The sequence below is a fragment of the Arthrobacter sp. Z5-13 genome, assembly GCF_056499105.1.
Window position 1 is genome coordinate 18,170 of record NZ_CP096460.1, and the last position, 17,441, is coordinate 35,610.

At 60.7% G+C, this 17,441-nt stretch carries 13 protein-coding genes; 8 read left to right on the forward strand and 5 right to left on the reverse strand.

Features of this window, described 5'->3' with window-relative positions:
* Positions 1-173 precede the first annotated feature (173 nt).
* The 3 genes from M1E02_RS00075 to M1E02_RS00085 form a co-directional block, all read right to left on the reverse strand.
* Positions 174-1,763 carry an ABC transporter substrate-binding protein gene (locus M1E02_RS00075; RefSeq protein WP_479376149.1) on the reverse strand — a complete coding sequence of 530 codons (1,590 nt, stop codon included), beginning with the start codon at positions 1,761-1,763 and terminating at the stop codon, positions 174-176.
* Positions 1,764-1,931: 168 nt separating this feature from the next.
* Positions 1,932-3,941, reverse strand: a complete 2,010-nt coding sequence (gene murJ / locus M1E02_RS00080; protein WP_479376150.1) for a murein biosynthesis integral membrane protein MurJ — start codon at positions 3,939-3,941, stop codon at positions 1,932-1,934.
* A gap of 61 nt (positions 3,942-4,002) precedes the next feature.
* Positions 4,003-4,551 (reverse strand): NUDIX hydrolase, encoded by a 549-nt coding sequence (locus M1E02_RS00085; protein ID WP_479376151.1) that lies wholly within the window; start codon positions 4,549-4,551, stop codon positions 4,003-4,005.
* Between the two features lie 194 nt (positions 4,552-4,745).
* On the opposite strand from M1E02_RS00085, the gene M1E02_RS00090 reads away from it, so the two are divergent.
* The 3 genes from M1E02_RS00090 to M1E02_RS00100 all read left to right on the forward strand — a co-directional run bounded on the left by M1E02_RS00090 (position 4,746) and on the right by M1E02_RS00100 (position 7,574).
* Positions 4,746-6,233 carry a CCA tRNA nucleotidyltransferase gene (locus M1E02_RS00090; RefSeq protein ID WP_479376152.1) on the forward strand — a complete coding sequence of 496 codons (1,488 nt, stop codon included), beginning with the start codon at positions 4,746-4,748 and terminating at the stop codon, positions 6,231-6,233.
* Between the two features lie 42 nt (positions 6,234-6,275).
* The gene (locus M1E02_RS00095) at positions 6,276-6,818 is read left to right on the forward strand and encodes a histidine phosphatase family protein (protein ID WP_479378243.1); all 543 of its coding nucleotides are present in this window, start codon (positions 6,276-6,278) and stop codon (positions 6,816-6,818) included.
* Between the two features lie 615 nt (positions 6,819-7,433).
* Positions 7,434-7,574 carry a hypothetical protein gene (locus M1E02_RS00100; RefSeq protein WP_479376153.1) on the forward strand — a complete coding sequence of 47 codons (141 nt, stop codon included), beginning with the start codon at positions 7,434-7,436 and terminating at the stop codon, positions 7,572-7,574.
* A 154-nt stretch (positions 7,575-7,728) separates the two neighbouring features.
* On the opposite strand, the gene M1E02_RS00105 is transcribed toward M1E02_RS00100, so the two are convergent.
* The gene (locus tag M1E02_RS00105) at positions 7,729-9,213 is read right to left on the reverse strand and encodes a glycosyltransferase family 39 protein (protein ID WP_479376154.1); all 1,485 of its coding nucleotides are present in this window, start codon (positions 9,211-9,213) and stop codon (positions 7,729-7,731) included.
* A 189-nt stretch (positions 9,214-9,402) separates the two neighbouring features.
* On the opposite strand from M1E02_RS00105, the gene M1E02_RS00110 reads away from it, so the two are divergent.
* Complete coding sequence (locus M1E02_RS00110) at positions 9,403-10,869, forward strand: glycosyltransferase family 87 protein (RefSeq protein WP_479376155.1); 1,467 nt, start codon at positions 9,403-9,405, stop codon at positions 10,867-10,869.
* Positions 10,862-12,310, forward strand: coding sequence for a phytoene desaturase family protein (locus tag M1E02_RS00115; RefSeq protein WP_479376156.1), 1,449 nt, complete (start codon positions 10,862-10,864; stop codon positions 12,308-12,310). The genes M1E02_RS00110 and M1E02_RS00115 overlap by 8 nt, the downstream gene beginning before the upstream one ends.
* Before the next feature lie 68 nt (positions 12,311-12,378).
* Here the strand turns inward: M1E02_RS00115 and M1E02_RS00120 are convergent, their stop codons facing one another.
* Positions 12,379-12,984 (reverse strand): NAD(P)-dependent oxidoreductase, encoded by a 606-nt coding sequence (locus tag M1E02_RS00120; protein ID WP_479376157.1) that lies wholly within the window; start codon positions 12,982-12,984, stop codon positions 12,379-12,381.
* An 83-nt stretch (positions 12,985-13,067) separates the two neighbouring features.
* On the opposite strand from M1E02_RS00120, the gene M1E02_RS00125 reads away from it, so the two are divergent.
* The 3 genes from M1E02_RS00125 to M1E02_RS00135 all read left to right on the forward strand — a co-directional run bounded on the left by M1E02_RS00125 (position 13,068) and on the right by M1E02_RS00135 (position 17,387).
* Positions 13,068-13,460: a winged helix-turn-helix transcriptional regulator gene (locus M1E02_RS00125; protein WP_479376158.1), complete on the forward strand. Its 393-nt coding sequence runs from the start codon at positions 13,068-13,070 to the stop codon at positions 13,458-13,460.
* Between the two features lie 105 nt (positions 13,461-13,565).
* On the forward strand, positions 13,566-15,560 hold the full coding sequence (locus tag M1E02_RS00130; protein WP_479376159.1) for a penicillin-binding transpeptidase domain-containing protein: 1,995 nt from the start codon (positions 13,566-13,568) through the stop codon (positions 15,558-15,560).
* Positions 15,561-15,704: 144 nt separating this feature from the next.
* Complete coding sequence (locus M1E02_RS00135; protein ID WP_479376160.1) at positions 15,705-17,387, forward strand: ABC-F family ATP-binding cassette domain-containing protein; 1,683 nt, start codon at positions 15,705-15,707, stop codon at positions 17,385-17,387.
* Positions 17,388-17,441 lie beyond the last annotated feature (54 nt).

Here is a 17,441-nt window from a genome sequence, read left to right on the forward strand (position 1 = left end):
GGCCACATGGCACAACTAGATCTTCTTACTGAATATTCCGGGCGCCCCCTTACCAGTGATACGCCACCACTCAGGGTACCGTCCGGGAGGCCAAGCCGTTGATTCCTATTACTGGAATCGGCACTCACCGGGCACGGCAAATGAACCGCTGTGCGTAAGGCAATTGAATCCGGTTATTGGACCTTGATCTCAGCGAGCCGGAGGCCGTAGCCGAAACGGGTCTTCGGCGCAGCCAGCTTGGGGAGGGTCTTGATAGACACAATCACATACTGCGCGTTGACGGGTTCAGAGAGCGGGATGGTCAGATCAGGCGAGGTGAAACTGTTGGTTCCCACCTGCTTGGCGCCATCCAGGGAGGGACGGTCATTAGTGAACACACTGATGCTTCCTCCTGCGGCCCCCAACTGGCTGAGCGTGATTGAGGAAACCCGTGACGGGCTCTTCAATTTGGCAACCAGGGAAACGCCGTCAGCGGCCAAACCGCCCCAGTTGTCGGTGGCGAACTCCATATCGGACCAGTAGCTGGCTGCATTGCCGTCGAAGGTTTTGGAGAGGTCGCCGTCGTAAGTGGCTGCAAAGTCGAAGCTACCAAGGCGGGTCACACCCTCCACAGAGGGAGGACCGACCGGTGCGGCGCTGCCGCTCTGGGTAGGCTCCCCTGACGCTTGCGGGGCGGTAGCAACAGGTTCAGGTGTGGGATCAGCTTTGGGTTCCGATTTGAACAGGCTGCCCAAATTTCCCACGGCGAATACCAATCCGGCAATCAAAACGGCGGCAAGAAGCCCTCCGACGAGCCAGCGCATCGACCGCGGCTCACTCTTGGGCTCGTCGTCGTGGTAGTCACGCTCGGGATCCGGTGCCGAACCTGCGGCCATGTAGTTGTTTGAATCCGACTCGTCGTCGTACGAGCTGTTGGATCCCGCCGGATAGTCGTAGTCATCCTCAGCCCAAAGAGACACTTTCGGGGACTCGGCCGGCGAACTTGCAGCTCCCGAAGCAGCGCCGGTAACAGGCTCTTGCCTGCCGTTACCTGCAGACAGCGGCTGGGACACGGTGGAATGAGGGGGCGACGACGGGGCTTCTGGCTGCGCGGTGGTGCGAGGTGCCTGCGAGGAACCAAGACCGGACGCCGCTGCTGCTCCGAGACCTGCTGCTCCTGCAGCGCCGGCTCCAAGCCCAACTGCTCCTGCAGCGCTGGCACCTGTCCGTCCGGAGGGAGCGGATGACGGAGGCGATGAAGGGGCGGAAGCCGGGCGGGCCGGACGTGGCAGTGCCGAAGGTTGGGGTGCAGGACGCTGCGGGGTGGCCGGCTTCGTGTTCTGGTAGTTGATGACGCCGGCGTCGACTTCTTCGTCGTCGTACAGTCCGTCGTAAGTTTCAGGTTCATTTGAGCGTGGCTGCCCAAAGATCTCGCTACCCAGAGTGTCCGTAAAAAACGGCTCCACATAGGGTGCATGGGACGCCACCACAAGATCAAGCAGATCTGCTGCGGAGGTGTGGTTGGTGATCAGGTAGGTGGTCGCATCGCTGACGCCCAGGTCCAGGATCTGGACACTTCCGGGACGTTCACCGGTGGCCACTTCACGTGCACTCTGGGCCACCTGATCGGCGTTGCCCTGCCCGGCGACCAAAATGCTGACTGGACGGTTAAGAACCTGGTCCACACCATCCAGCACCAGATCCTGGTCGTGAGAGGTCAACACTGTTGCGGTGACCTTGTAACGGCCGCCAAGTACTGATCCGACGTCGATCGGGTGGGACACTGGTTCCTCCTAGACTGTCCGGGAAGTGCTGGCCGGAATGATCCCCTCAGTGATCACGGATCATCCGGAACGTCCGTTGATCCTTGGTTGGCAACTACCCTTGTTAGCTTCTGATCCTATCCGATGCCTTTCAATTGCCGTGGGAATCAGGGCCAGGCAGGGCATCGGTCATTTTTTCTTTTTCCTGCGGGTGCGGAAATACGGGTTCTGCCCGGGCGTTCCCTGGTAGGTTCTACGACCCGGCAGGGGGATCTCTTGCCTGACCATGCTGCCACGTGCCGTGTTGGGCATCTCTTCCGCCGGAAGGTACTTGGTGTGCGCATCGTCGTCGATATGTTCCATTTTCGGGCCTGCCCGGAATGAAGCGGAATCGAATTCCCCCGAAATGCGTGGGATCAGGCCCGTATCCACGGACACGGTGGCCCTGTTGGGTGTAGCGGAGGTGGTGGGTTGCGCAGCGGGCGCAGCAGCCGGGCCGCGGCCCAGACGCCCAAGCAGCGGCCGCAGGAGATCCCGCAACTCGGAGACGTGGAATATCTTCAACAGGAAAAGATACGCCACCAGCATTACTGGACCGACGACCGCGATGGTCACCAGCGCCTCGATCCTGCCGCTCCAGGCGAAACCGTCTTCCTGGTAGCTTCCCAGCAGCCACAACGCCAAGGCCCCGGTGAGGGCGGAACCCAGCGCCGCATACCCCATTCGGATATAAGAATTGGCAACCCGCGGACCGTCCAGATGCCCCAGGAGCCGGCGAAGGAAGGCAGCGCTGACCATAACCGAGAGGATGTTGCCGCCCGTGTACAGAACGGCGATGGCGAAGATGATCTGATCGGGCGGAAGGAACTGGATGAAGAAAGCTGCCACCACGTTGACGAGCGCCAGAATCAATTGGATAAAGAAGGGGGTCCGGGCGTCTTCGTTGGCGTAGAAGACCCTGGACATCATGAAGTTGGCGCTCATGAAAGGTGTGCTGAGGGCCAGGATGGTAAGCGTCTGGGCGAGCATAACGCCGTCCTGCTCCTTGCCGCCGGAAAAGAACATCCCCAAGGGGCCGGCGAGGGCGAAGAGCGCAATGGCACCGAATACCGTGGCCACAGCCATGGTGCGCAGACCGTGGGACAGGGCATCACGCAGCGCCGCACGATTTCCGTCCTGAGATGCCCTGGTCATCCGGTTGAACAACACTGTGGCAAGGGACAGGGCGATGATCGAATGCGGGAGGAGGTACAGCTGACTGGCCACCTCCAGGATTGCGTTGCCTGGAAGCCTGTTGGCGGCCGGGTCCCCCGCCTGTTGCAGGCGGAGGCGTTCAGCGCCGGGGATGGTGGCGATACGCATTACATACAGGAAGGCGAGTTGCCCGACGGCGGCGGTCAGGAGGGTCCAGACGCTGAGCCTCGCTGCCTGCCCCAGTCCTACACCCCTCCAGCCGAAACGCGGCCGCAACCTTAGGCGGAGCCTCAGCACCGGGATCATGAGGATGAGCGTCTGGGCGACGACGCCAATGGTGGAGAAGCCGGCCACTAGGAACGTCTGGAACGGACCCCAGGTTTCCAATGTGTGGGGATTAGCGACATTCGGGCCAAGGATCCAAATGAACATACCGAGGCCGGCTATTGCCACGATGTTGTTGAGGATCGGAGCCCACATGGCCGGGCCGAAAGCCCCGTTGGCGTTCAGGACTTGGGTCAAAAGGGCATACAGCCCATAAAAGAAGATCTGCGGCAGGCACCAGAAAGCAAAGGAGATGGCCAGCGCTTTTTGTTCCGGCGAGTAATTCTGCGTGGTCAGATCGATGACCACCGGTGCGAAGAGTGTCACCAGGAGGGTCAGAACCAGCAGGACAATCACGGCCAGGGTCAGGAGGCGGCTGATGTAGTCGGCTCCCCTGTCCGGAGCTTTGCTTGCCTTGATGATCTGCGGAACCAGGACCGCATTGAACACCCCGCCCGCCACCAGGAGAAAGATGAGGTTGGGCAGGTTGTTGGCGTTGATGAAAGTGTCGTTGACCGTGGATCCCAGGCCCAGGGCGAAAGCAAGCATCCACGTTTTGCCGAAGCCCAAAAAGCGGGAGATCAGGGTGCCAGCAGCCATGATGGCGCTGGAACGGGCTTCTCCGGCGTGGGCTGATGCGCCTTCGGCGGGTTCTGGTTTGGCTGCTGACATTGTCTTCATCGTCTCACCCGCAAGAGGGTAAACCTGTTAGCGGGGGTGGATGGCATGAGTCACAGGGCTCTCAGAGATGTTCCGGCAGGACTTCTTTGGCGAGGTCGGCAATGCGGCGTTCGTTGGGAAAGGAGAGCTTCCGGGCAAGTTCAGTGATGGGCACCCATGCGACGTCCACCGCTTCCTTGTCGGGATCGTTTTCGATGGTCAGCTCTCCTCCTGTGGCCCGCAGGAGGTAGTGGTGGACAGTTTTGTGGACGCGATGTCCGCTTACTGTGAACCAGTAGTCAATGCTGCCCAGCGGCGCCAGAATGACCCCGTCAATTCCGGTTTCCTCCGCGATTTCGCGGACAGCGGCTTCTTCGTTTTTTTCCTTGCCCTCCGGGTGTCCCTTCGGCAGGCACCATTCGAGGCGTCCGCCGCGGTTCAGGCGGGCGATAATCGCGACCCTTAGTTCGCCGTCGGACGTGTCCACCACAACGCCGCCGGCAGAGATTTCTTCGACGGTAGGCAGTGAGGCCGGTGCCGAGTGCGGCGCGGGCGCGACATGCGCACCGATTGCCGACGGCAACGGTGGGTTTGTCCTCCTGCCGGGAGCGCTCGGTACGGGATGGGCCATAACGTCCACTCTAACGACTCTTGCCCCGTGGTGATGACCGGAACATGACAGGAAAGTGGACTGGATGTGACTGAGTCCGCACCTGCAAAGTTTCGATTTAGCCAGTTGATGGGAGTCTGGCTCCCGCTCTTTTGCAGTATGTTTCGGTACTTCGATGAAGAATGCTGAAGATTTTCTGCCAAGCTTAAGTAACTATGGCGCATGCACATCACACGACTGACTCCCACACCGTTGATTTTAAAGTGGACCCGGTGGTCCTGGAGCTCGGCCAGCGCTTTGTCGACGCAGGTCACGAACTTTCCCTTGTGGGTGGCCCGGTCCGCGATCTGTTCCTTGGGCGTTCCTCGCCGGACCTTGACTTCACTACGGACGCGACGCCGGATCAGACCATTGCCCTGATCCGGAAATGGGCCGACAACTTTTGGGAAATCGGCCGCGCCTTCGGAACCATCGGACTGCGCAAGGCTGGCTTCCAGATAGAAATCACCACTTACCGGGCCGAGGCATACGATCCCGAGTCGCGGAAGCCCGTAGTCGCCTTTGGCACATCGCTGACTGACGATCTGCTGCGCCGGGATTTCACCATCAATGCCATGGCGCTTCGCCTGCCTTCCCTGGAGCTTGTGGATCCCTTTGGCGGCGTCCGTGATCTTCATGCATCTTTGCTGGCAACGCCTGGCGCCCCTGAAACGTCCTTTTCAGACGATCCGCTGCGCATGATGCGTGCCGCGCGGTTCGCCTCCCAGCTTGGTGTTTCAGTCCACGACGACGTCCGCCTGGCGATGACCCGGATGGCAGAACGCATCACCATCATTTCGGCCGAACGCGTTAGGGATGAACTCGTCAAGCTGGTTTGCGGCCCTCAGCCGCGCGTGGGAGTGGATCTGCTGGTGGAGACGGGCCTGGCGGAGTATGTGCTCCCTGAAGTGTCCGCTCTTCGACTCGAATCGGATGAACACCACCGGCACAAAGACGTTTATCAGCATTCGCTCCAGGTCCTTGAGCAGGCAGCGTCCTTGGAGGACGGCCCGGACGGCCTGGTGCCGGGTCCGGATTTCGTTCTGAGGTTTGCTGCCCTCATGCACGACGTCGGCAAGCCGGCAACGCGCCGTTTTGAACCGGGCGGCTCGGTGAGTTTTCGTCACCACGACATGGTGGGCTCCAAGCTCACCGCCAAGCGCATGAAGGCTTTGCGCTTTGACAATGACACCATCAAGGCCGTGGCCCGGCTGGTGGAGCTGCACATGCGCTTTTACGGCTATGGAGAGGCCGGTTGGAGCGATTCCGCGGTGCGGCGGTACGTAACGGATGCCGGTCCATTGTTGGATCGGCTTCACAAGCTCACTCGTTCGGACGTGACCACGCGGAACCAGCGCAAGGCCGAGAGGCTTGCCTTCGCTTACGACGATCTCGAAGCCAGGATTGCCGCTCTGAGGGAACAGGAATCCCTCGACGCGGTGCGCCCGGATCTTGATGGTGGCCAGATCATGGCGTTCCTTGGCCTGAAGCCCGGCCCGGTGGTGGGCCGCGCTTACAAGTTCCTGCTGGAGGAGCGGATGGAGCATGGTCCGTTGGATCAAGATGAAGCTGAAGAAAAATTGCGGAAGTGGTGGGAGGCTCAACCAGAAGCTCTCGCCCCTGTTCCCGCCGACGTCGCCCCTGTCCCAACCGAGGAGTCTTAAGTGAACGTAGAATTCAACACTCCCCGTCCCCAGCTTTGGATCATGCGTCATGGGGAGACCGAGTGGTCCAAGAGCGGGCAGTACACAGGGCTCACCGATCTTCCGCTGACCGTTGAAGGGGAGCAGCAGTCGGTGGAGGCGCGGAAGTCCCTGGACGGCGTCGACTTCGACCTGGTCCTCACTTCTCCCCTGCGGCGGGCACGCCGCACAGCTGAGCTCGCCGGCTTTCCGGATGCGAAGCAGGAACCCTTGGCTGTGGAATGGGATTACGGAGACTACGAGGGAATCAGTTCGGACCTCATCCGCAAGGACAACCCGGACTATCTGATCTGGACCCATGGAGTTCCCAATGGGGAAACACTGGATCAGGTTGCTGCCCGTGCTGACAAGATCGTGGCCAGGGTACTGGAGTCCGGCTTGGACAACGTGCTCATTGTGGCGCACGGACACTTCTCCAGGATCCTGACGGCTCGCTGGTTGGGACTTGATGCCCAGTACGGCCGGCACTTCCTGCTGGGCACCGCGAAAGTTTGTACGCTGGGCTGGGATAAGAAGACGCCTGCCGTGGTCCGCTGGGGCCTTTAACGAGTAGTTTCGCGACGCTTTGATGGGTCAAGTGAGTGAATTGCAGAATAAGTTTAGGAAAGTCTGCAATTCCGCTGGTCAAATGATCTGTCTTTAGTGTAATTTTATTTATGGCCCCAGTGCGTCTTGCCAGGGTCAAGGCGCGCGCAGCTCAACGAAGTCGGTTGGAGCTACGGCACAGCAGAAAAGGAGGTTGGGAAAATGATTACTTTGACTAGCGGATGGAAGATGACCGTCGCCGCGAACCCAGCCTCTGCTGCCCACGCCCGCCGTTTTACGGGAGTGACTGTCTCCTAGTGTCCGTTGGCCCCAGTGGCCAGGACCTTGATGGATCCCCTACTTCTTTTGGGGATGCCCGGTAGCAGTGTCTCTACCCCTCGGTGTTAAGCGACTGCGCAATTCCTCCTGAATCGGAACCAGCTTCCACTGGGTCTTTCGCATCCATATTCCACGGGTAGTTTCCCTATTTGCAATTACTTGCCCTTTCGGGCATTTCTTTGCCCAATTCCAGCCAATTCCTTTGTGAATTATGAGGCTCTAATTGGTGCGCCCAAATTCAAGTGCCAGCCAGTCGGGCCGGGACTTTGTTCGAGTAAATGAGAGGAGGTGACCTGCATGACCAGTAAATTCGAGGAGTTCTTCTCGATGATGGGCATCCCGCTGCTGAAGGAAGGTACTCAGTTCAACGGCGACCAACTCGACAAGAACAGGGAAGTTGTCCTGATGGCTATGTACATGATGCATGTGAACCGCTGAACCGATGATGCCGGTGCGGACCGCACGCAGTACAAGCGTCACGAGCACAACGGATCAGCCACTGAAGGAGGATCTGATGATTCACATCGGAACCAATCCGCCAGGAGCCCACGCGGCAACGCGTGGGCTCCCCCCGTTTAACTGAGCGAGGTGCTTAACGCGGCGGGCAGTTGAAGGAAAGCAGCAGCACCCGCTGTGAGCTCTCTACTTCCGTGGAGGAGCAGCCGGCATCATTGAATGCTTTTAGGTCAGGGACCACGCCTCCCCCGGCGCCGACGAACCATACACGACCCCGCCCCGAAAGCTCAGCCGCCGTAACTTCTTTGTTGGTCCCCCACAGCGTGCCCGACTCTGCTGGAGAAGCAGCCAGCGACAGGTCTGTAAGTGGCCTGAAAGCTGAGGGGTATGCAATGGAGACATCCCGCAAGTCCGGCCGCTCATAGACCACAGCAGCCGGTCCCTGCGTCTCATTGCCGATGATCGCAGCAATATCGCGTTCCGTATCCTGTGGTTCGTTCAGGATACTTTTCAGGGTCAGCTGCGGAACCAGGCTGGCACCGAGTACAACCGCCACAGCAAAGGGCAGCAGCCGGCGTTGATTGCGCCTGACATAGTCCAGGCCGAGTCCGACTAGCAGTGCAAAGGCCGGAGCCGTAAAGGTCAGGTACCGGGCCACGTAAACAGGCTGGGCTATCAGGCTGACCACCAGGAGACCCGTCACGGGCAGGATCACTGTTGTAAGGCACAACACCAGGAGCGTCTGCAGATTGCTGTTCCGGTCCGCTCGGGCGATTCCGACAATACCGAGGATGACCAGGACAACCTGCGCAACGCCCAGCAGCCCGACTGTCGCGAGGATCCAAGTGGGAGGCAGGTTTCCGGTGGGGCGATCGTCACCGTAAAAAAACTGCTTAACAGCAGCAGCGCTGAGGTTCTGCAGGAACGATCGGTTTTGGATCCAGTCCACCTGCGCCTTTTGCGTCAACGAAAACAGCAGGAAAGGAAGAACCAGAAGGCCGATTCCTGCTGAGGTGATGAGCGTTCCAAGGATCCGCTTGCGAAGGACGAGCGCCGCAACTGCGTGAGAAGCCACCGCGAGGGCAAAGAACATAAAAACGAATACCCCCAAAGCAGCGCATGCTCCGTAAAGGATCCAGTCGATGGTGCGGTTCGATCCCCACGCCCGGACCAGCAGGAGAGTAAGCACTACCGCCAGCAGGGCTGAGATGGCATACTGCCGCGCTTCCGTTCCCGACCACACCATCCGTGGCAGCACAGCCAGGACGAGGCCGCTGGCGATGCCAATGCTTTCGGAACCAAGACGGCGTCCGATGAGGACAGTTCCTGCGCAGGCCAGACCCACGGCGATGGCCGATGGTGTCCTAAGCGCCAGCTCCGAGAAACCGAAGACGGAGGTCCAGATATGCATGAAGAGGTAGTACGTTCCATGGACAGCGTCTACCGACTGGAGCAGTGCAAACAACTCGCCAGGCGAACGCCCTGCTGATGAAACTGTGGCAATTTCATCGTCCCAAAATGAGGGGATCCATGAACCAATGAAGGCCACGAGGAAGGCCGCGAATCCCACTGCCGCAGGGATGAGCCAAGGGCGCGAGGATGGGCTTCCGTTAGACGACACGTGGGCTGCGTGAAGCTCTGAGGACCGGCGCCCCTTTTGCCCGGAAACAGGTCCGGTTTCATGGGAAAGTTGGCGTGACATTGTGGAGCCCCCTGAGGCTGACTGATTGAAACGAGCATATACGGGGGGCATCGGCCCCGTACAACCGGACCCCTAGCCACCGCCTCCTCCAGCGGTAAGCTCAAACACATGCAGGAGATCAAGCAACCAACGGGGCCGAAAAGGACGCGCCTGGTCATTCCGAGCCGAAGCGACCTCCTCCTGCGGAACTTCACCGAACTGATCGGCGGCCCCATGGGCGCCAGGTCCGCGCCCGGCGTCGTATCCCCGGGCTTCTTTACTGTTGAACGCGTACTAATCATCCTCACTGTCGTGGCGGCGTTAATCGGCCTCCTCATCAAGAACCATTGCCGGCTCAACGGCTGGGAAACGCCCGCACAGTTCTATTCCACCTGCTACTCGGATTTTCCGGAACTGTTCAGGAACAGAGGACTGGGTGACGGCGTCTTTCCGTTCTTCACGCAAGGATCCACGTTCGAGTACCCGGTTCTGACCGGTTTGATTGCCGGTATCACCGCCCTGATGGTTCCAGGTGAGGGCGTCAATGATGCAAGGATCCTGGGCTATTTCGATGTCAACGCGACACTGATCACCGCCGTTTGGATCGTCGTGGTGCTTGCAACCGCACGGATGACCCATCGCCGGCCCTGGGATGCCGCCATGGTTGTGCTGGCGCCGGGAATCGTCCTGTCCGGGCTGATCAACTGGGACATGTGGGCCGTCGGACTGTTGGCCCTTGCCATGTATTTCTTTGCCCGGGACCGGCTGGTGCTGGCAGGAATCTTCATTGGCCTGGGAACGGCAACCAAAATGTACCCGCTCCTTATCCTCGGTGCGATCCTCTTACTTGCCCTGCGGACAGGCCGGATCAGGCCGCTTGTGGTTACGACGGGAGCAGCAGCTGCTGCATGGCTGGCCGTCAATCTCCCCATCGCCGCGATCAACCCGTCCGGCTGGAGGTACTTCTACGAATTCACGGAGGACCGGCCGGCCGGCTACAGCTCCCCCTGGTTTGCCTACAACCTGCTCGCTGAACGGCTCAACGGGCAGCGGCTGGAACCCGAGACCATCAACACAATGGCTATGGGCCTATTCCTCCTGGCCTGCCTCCTGATTGCTGTTCTGGCGCTGTCGTCCCCCACCCGGCCAAGGATCGCCCAGCTCGCCTTCCTCATCGTGGCGGCTTTCGTCCTCACCAACAAGGTGTACTCCCCTCAATTCGTTCTCTGGCTTATTCCTCTCATGGCACTCGCCCGGCCCCGATGGCGCGACTTCCTCATCTGGCAGGCCGTCGAGGGACTGCACTGGGCGGCGATCTGGATGTACCTCGGCCAAGTCACGAGCAACGGGTCCGCCCAGCACAACATCGACGTGCCCTATTACGTTCTCGCCGTCATCCTGCACATGGTGGCGACTGCGTACCTCATGCTCAGGGTGGGCTGGGACATCTGGAATCCCGACTACGACGTCATCCGACGGCATGGCATGGATGATCCCCACGCTGGTTCCTTTGACGGGGCCCCGGACCGGTTCCGCCTTGATTTTGGCCGCCCATCTGCCTCAGTGCTCCCCTGGAAGGATAAAAGCAATGTCTGATGTCGCCGTCGTCGGTTCAGGCCCTAACGGATTAGCGGCAGCTGTCATGATGGCACGCTCCGGACTGGGCGTCCGCGTCTACGAGGCCGCCGGATCGGTAGGTGGCGGGGCGCGGACCAGCGAACTGATGGAGCCAGGGCACTTCCATGACGTCTGTTCCGCCGTCCATCCTATGGCCCTTGCCTCGCCATTCTTTCGAGCCTTCGGGCTCGCTTCCCGTATTGAACTGAAGACCCCTGAACTGTCATACGGTGCAACGCTCGACGGCGGCCGGGCTGCCTTGGCGTACAAGTCACTGGAACGGACGGCGGCAGAACTGGGACATGACGGCGAGGCCTACCGAAAACTCATGGCTCCGTTGGTTCGGATGGTGGAGGGGGTCACAGACACCGCCCTCAACCATCTCCTCCGGGTGCCACGCCATCCGCTGGCCGCCGTAGTGCTGGCTCTTCGGACACTGGAGCAGGGCACTCCCCTCTGGGGCAAGAGATTCCAGGAGGAACTGGCGCCGGCGCTGCTATCCGGAGCTACCGCACATGCTGTAGGCAGGCATCCGTCCCTGGCACCTGCCGGCGCTGGCCTGCTGTTGGCTACCCTGGCCCATGTGGAGGGGTGGCCGATTCCCGTGGGTGGCTCGGCGGCAATAGTGAAAGCCATGACAGAGGACATCCAGGCACACGGCGGGGTTATTGAAACGGGAATGCGGATTGATTCCCTGGACCAACTGTCCCCTGCTAAGGCCATTCTCCTCAACGTGACACCACCTGCGTTTGTGAAGATGGCAGGGAACCGGCTGCCTCAGGGGTACCGGCGCTCCATGGAAACATTCCGGTTCGGTAATGCAGCTTGCAAAGTGGATTTCATCCTGTCCGGCCCTGTCCCATGGGCAGCCGGGGAACTGTGTGACGCAGGGACGGTCCATGTGGGTGGGACGCGGGAGGAAATAGCTGCTTCGGAAGCAGCTGTGGCTGACGGCCGGCACCCGGAGCGGCCCTATGTGCTGGTGGCGCAGCCCTCACGGTTCGACTCCGGCCGGGCCCCGGCTGGCCGCCACATACTCTGGAGCTACTGCCATGTTCCGGCTGGATCAACGGTGGATATGACAGCACGGGTTGTTGCCCAGATCGAGCGATTTGCGCCCGGTTTCCGTGACCTCGTGATCCAGTCCAAGGTAACCACCGCCGAGGGCATGGCCAGTTACGATGCAAACTACGTGGGCGGCGACTTCAGTTCAGGAGTAGTGGACGTGCTCGGCATCATTAAGCGGCCCACAATCAGCCCGGTCCCTTGGCGGACACCGATCCCCGGTGTGTATTTATGCTCGTCTTCAACGCCGCCGGGCCCGGGGGTTACCGGTATGCCAGGATTTCATGCGGCAAAGTATGCCCTGAAGGATATATTCGGGATGCCGGTGCCTTCTCTGGGAATCCGGGCTGCCTGACGCCACCGGGCCCGGCCGCGGGACTGCACCAGCGTGACCGCACCACCGGCCCGGCGGCGCTGAGAGCGCTAGTTTGCAGCAGTGAAGCGGGTGCGGCGGTGCTTCGGGGTTTCGATCTCGTCGAGCATCGCTACCGCAAAGTCCTGGGTGGAGATGTGCGAGCCTGCCGGAGTATCCAGATCGGTCACATATTCCCCGGTCCGCTCACCGGGCTGGATCAGGGGAGCCGGGGCAAGAACGGTCCAGTCCACGTGGTCAGGGGCCTCCTTGGCTGCCTCATATGCTGCCGCCATGGTGAGGGCTTCCGCCTTGTAGGCTTCGGGAAAGTCGGGCGAATCCACCAGACGCACGCCATCAATTTCAAGGGCGCCGGCACCGCCGACGATCAAGAGGCGCGTATTGGCGGCAACGCTGTAGACGCCGTTCATGGCGTCCAGCCATTCGGAATGGTCCCCTCCGGTCCGACTCGGCACCGTAGCGAGGACCACGGTGTCGTGGGCTTCCACAACCTGGGTAAAGGTGGCATGGTCAGCGAGATCAGCGGAGAGTGCAGACGCACCCTCAATGGCTGCACCGCTTCGTGAAACGGCGGTCACTTCATGTCCCCGGCTCAATGACTCATTAACGATCTGGCTTCCGACCATACCGGTGGCTCCATAGACTGCGATTTTCATGACACTCCTTCATTTTGGTACTCTCGGACAGCCCCAAAAGTATCTTTTTGATACAGAGACCTTCAAAGAAACTGAGTATCCAATTGGAAACCAACCAGCAGGCTGCCAACGTCCTGGACCCAGACTGCCCCTCCCGGGTGGTTTTCCAGCGCATCGGAGACAAATGGGCCTCCTTGGTGATTCAGGTTCTGGCTGAAGGACCCGTACGCTTCAGCGAGCTGCGGAAGATGGTTAATGTCGTCACCCCAAAAGTGCTGACTCAGACACTTCGTTCCCTGGAGCGGGATGGCCTCATCACCCGGAAGGTTTACGCACAGGTTCCGCCGAGAGTGGAGTACACGCTGACTGAGCTGGGCGAATCGTTGCTCGCACCGCTGAACCAGCTGCGTGAATGGGCAGAGAACAACGTTCCGGCCATTATCGATGCCCGCGATACCTACGACGAGCTTCGTGACGCTGAACTCCTGGAGGGCTGACGTTCTATGAGGGCTGGCCGTTAGCCACCACCCGCCGCCGCTTGAGGCAACCTTTCCCGACGAGTTGACAACGCAATTGTCAGGGTGAGCAGGCATAATGACGCGGTGGGGAAAATACAGAAGATATCACTGGCACTTGTCGGGCTCATTATTGGCGGATCGTTGGTGGGTTGCGACGACGGCCGGGCCGGGGCGGAAGGCGCCGCAAAGCAGCTCGCGTCCGCTATTTCAGCGCTCGACGTCGGGGGTGTTGCGTTTGAAGGCAAGGATGCCGCCGCCGCCAACGAACAGCTCCACGAGGTTTTTAAGGCCTTGGAACCGGGCAAGCCTGCTGTGGAAACCGGTGAGCTGAAGCTGGAGAAAGACACCGCCACCGTCCCCCTGGCATACAGCTGGAAGGTCGGCTCTGCGGAGTGGAAGTACTCCGTAACGGCCGAGCTCAAGAAATCCGGCGACTCCTGGCTAACGGTATGGAAGCCCGCGCTACTGGTGCCTGATTTGGCTGACGGCCAAATCCTTACCAAGGCCACCGAATCACCTCAACGCGCCGATATTCTTGGCGCCGGTGATGCCCCGCTGGTCACGTACCGCCCCGTCGTGAACGTTGGCATCGACAAGCAACAGCTCGCCGGAGGTGACCCCGCTGCATCAGCTGGAAAGCTCGCTGAGCTGGTGGGAGTTGATGCCGCGGCGTTCGTCAGCCAGGTACAGGCTGCCGGCGCTGAGGCTTTCGTGGTTGCCATCACTTTGCGTGACGACGCCAGCAGGACAGTCACAGATGCGCAGATCTCGGCGATTCCGGGCGCGCGTGCCATCAAGGAAAGCATGCCGCTCGCGCCCACCCGCACCTTCGCCCGCGCCTTATTAGGGACAGTGGGGCAGGCCAATGCTGAACAGATTGAAAAATCCGGCGGTGCCCTGACAGCCGGAGACGTGACAGGGACCGGAGGCCTCCAGCAGCAGTACGATGCCCTGTTGCGTGGAACGGACAGAGTGGTCATCCGGGCGCAGAAGGCAGACCTGACCGCGGAGGAGATCCAAGCAGCCGGCACTGATCCCCGCAGGACGGTCTTCGATGTTCCGGCGACACCAGGCACGCCTCTGAAGACCACCCTCGACCCAACTTTGCAGCAACTTGCGGAAGGGATCCTTGCTGAAATTCAGCCGGCATCCGCCATAGTGGCGCTCCGGCCTTCCACCGGGGCTGTCCTTGCTGCTGCTTCGGGTCCTGGCAGTAACGGCTACAACACCGCCATGCTGGGCCAGTACGCGCCGGGTTCAACCTTCAAAATGGTCGATTCCTTGGCCATGTTCCGGAACGGACTGACGCCGGATTCGAAGGTGGAATGCACCCCGACTCTCACCGTGGACGGCAGGACCTTCAAAAACGCCGAGGGTTATCCCGCAGGCTCCTTGGGGTCTGTCACCCTAAGAGATGCCTTCGCCCACTCGTGCAACACCGCTTTCATCTCTGCCAGGGACTCTGTGAGTCAGGCCCAGCTGGAATCGGCAGCCACCTCTCTTGGAGTGGCAGTAGAAGCGCCGAAGTTGGGGGCCGACGCCTTCCTCGGTTCCGTCCCCGGAGAGGCTCAAGGTACCGAACACGCAGCATCCATGATCGGCCAGGGCAAGATTCTCATGTCCCCGCTGTCCGCTGCCGTGATGGCAGGTTCTGTGGCAAAGGGCTCCCCCGTTTCGCCGCAGCTGGTTCTCAACGCGGACGCAGCCGTCCCGGGCAGCGCGGCCTCCGCAAGCCCGACGGCGGCAGCTGCCACACCGTCGTCGTCCGCCTCTGCGGCGGCGCCGCCGGCAAAGACTGCCGACAAACCGATCACCAAAGAGGAAGCCGCGGCACTGGCTGACATGATGCGGGCAGTTGTGACCTCAGGTCACGCCGGATTCCTCATGGAAGTTCCGGGTGCACCGGTGGGCGCGAAGACCGGGACAGCAGAATTCGGCAAAGAAAATCCGCCGAAGACGCACGCCTGGATCGTTGCCGTGCATGGGGACTTGGCCGTTGCGGTGTTCGTGGAGGAAGGCGGGCTTGGTGCCACCACCTCGGGTCCGTTGCTGAAGGAATTCCTCACAGCGGCCGGCTAACCACCGGACGCTCCCTCACCTTTCGCAGGTTTTCACCTGATCCTCCCTCACCAGGTGAGGAAGGATCGGGCTTTTGGTTGCGAAAGCTGAGGGAGCGTTGGCGGCCGGATAAGGCGCAGTAATCGGGCATGGGAAGATTGTTCTGTGGCCCATATAGACATTTCCGGCATTGACTACTTCCTCTCCGACGGCACCCAACTCCTCAACGGAGTCACGTTCAAAGTGCCCGACGGAAGTAAGACTGCGCTCATCGGACCTAACGGCACCGGGAAAACCACGCTCTTCAGGATCATCGCCGGGGACCTGATCCCCGATGAAGGCGTCATTGGCCGCTCCGGAAATATGGGCATCATGCGCCAGTTCGTGGGCCAGGTCCGTGACGACTCGACCGTGCGTGACCTTTTGGTGTCCGCGGCGCCGCCCGCTTTGGCTGCGGCAGCCCGCACAGTGGATGAAGCCGAGCTGGCAATGATGGAGTTCGACGACGAACCCACCCAGATGCGTTATGCCCAGGCGATTGTGGACTGGGGAGACGCAGGCGGTTACGACGTCGAGACCGTCTGGGACGAGGTCTGCATGGCCGCGCTGGGACTTCCGTTTGACCGGGCGCAGCACCGCCCGGCGTCGAGCCTGTCAGGAGGCGAACAAAAGAGGCTGGTCCTCGAAGCCCTGTTCGCTGGTCCTGATGAACTGCTGCTTCTGGACGAACCTGACAACTACCTCGACGTCCCGGGTAAGCGCTGGCTCGAGGGCAAACTCAACGAGTCCAAAAAGACGGTGTTCTTCATCAGTCACGACCGTGAACTCCTGAACAACGCTGCAGGCCGTATTGTCACGCTGGAACCGGGCATAAACGGCGCGGGCGCATGGGTGCACGGAGGGGGCTTCGGCTCCTACGTCGATGCGAGGGCTGACCGTAATGCGCGCTTCGAGGAACTGCGCAAACGCTGGGACGAGGAGCACCTCAAGCTCAAGGAACTCGTCAACATGTACAAGAACAAAGCTGCCTTCCGTTCTGACATGGCAAACCGCTACCACGCCGCCCAGACCCGCCTGGCCAAATTCCTGGAACTGGGCCCTCCCGAAGCCCTTCCCATCGAGCAGAACGTGAAGATGCGGCTCAAGGGAGGACGCACCGCCAAGCGCGCCATCGTTGCGGAACGACTCGAACTCACTGGCCTTATGAAGCCGTTTTCCACCGAGGTGTGGTTTGGGGACCGCGTCGGTGTGCTCGGCTCCAACGGTTCGGGCAAGAGCCATTTCCTGCGGCTGCTGGCTACCGGAGGCACGGATCCTGAACGGGAACATCTGCCGGTATCAGAGGTGGAAATTGCCGAGGTGCCCCATGAGGGAACTGTGAAACTGGGCGCCCGGATCCGGCCCGGATTCTTCGCCCAGACGCATGTACGCCCTGACTTGTTGGGCAAGACACTGCTGGAGATCCTGCACCGCGGGGACGAGCACCGCTCGGGGTTGGGCCGTGAAGCCGCCGCTGGTGCCCTGGACGGTTACGGCTTGGCGGGTCAGTCAGAACAGAAGTACGAGTCCCTGTCCGGTGGGCAACAGGCACGGTTCCAGATTCTGCTGCTGCAGCTTTCGGGAGCCACCCTGCTGCTGCTCGACGAGCCCACCGACAACCTGGACCTCCACTCCGCTGAGGCTCTGGAGCGCGCCATCGACCATTTCGAAGGAACCGTCCTGGCCGTAACGCATGATCGCTGGTTCGCCCGTACCTTTGACCGCTTCCTTGTATTCGGCTCAGACGGGAAAGTGTACGAGTCCGAGGCGCCGGTCTGGGATGAAAAGCGGGTGGAACGCGTCCGCTAACCCCAACGCTCCCTCACCTTTCGCAGCCTTTTGGCAAACCCTCCCTCACTAAGT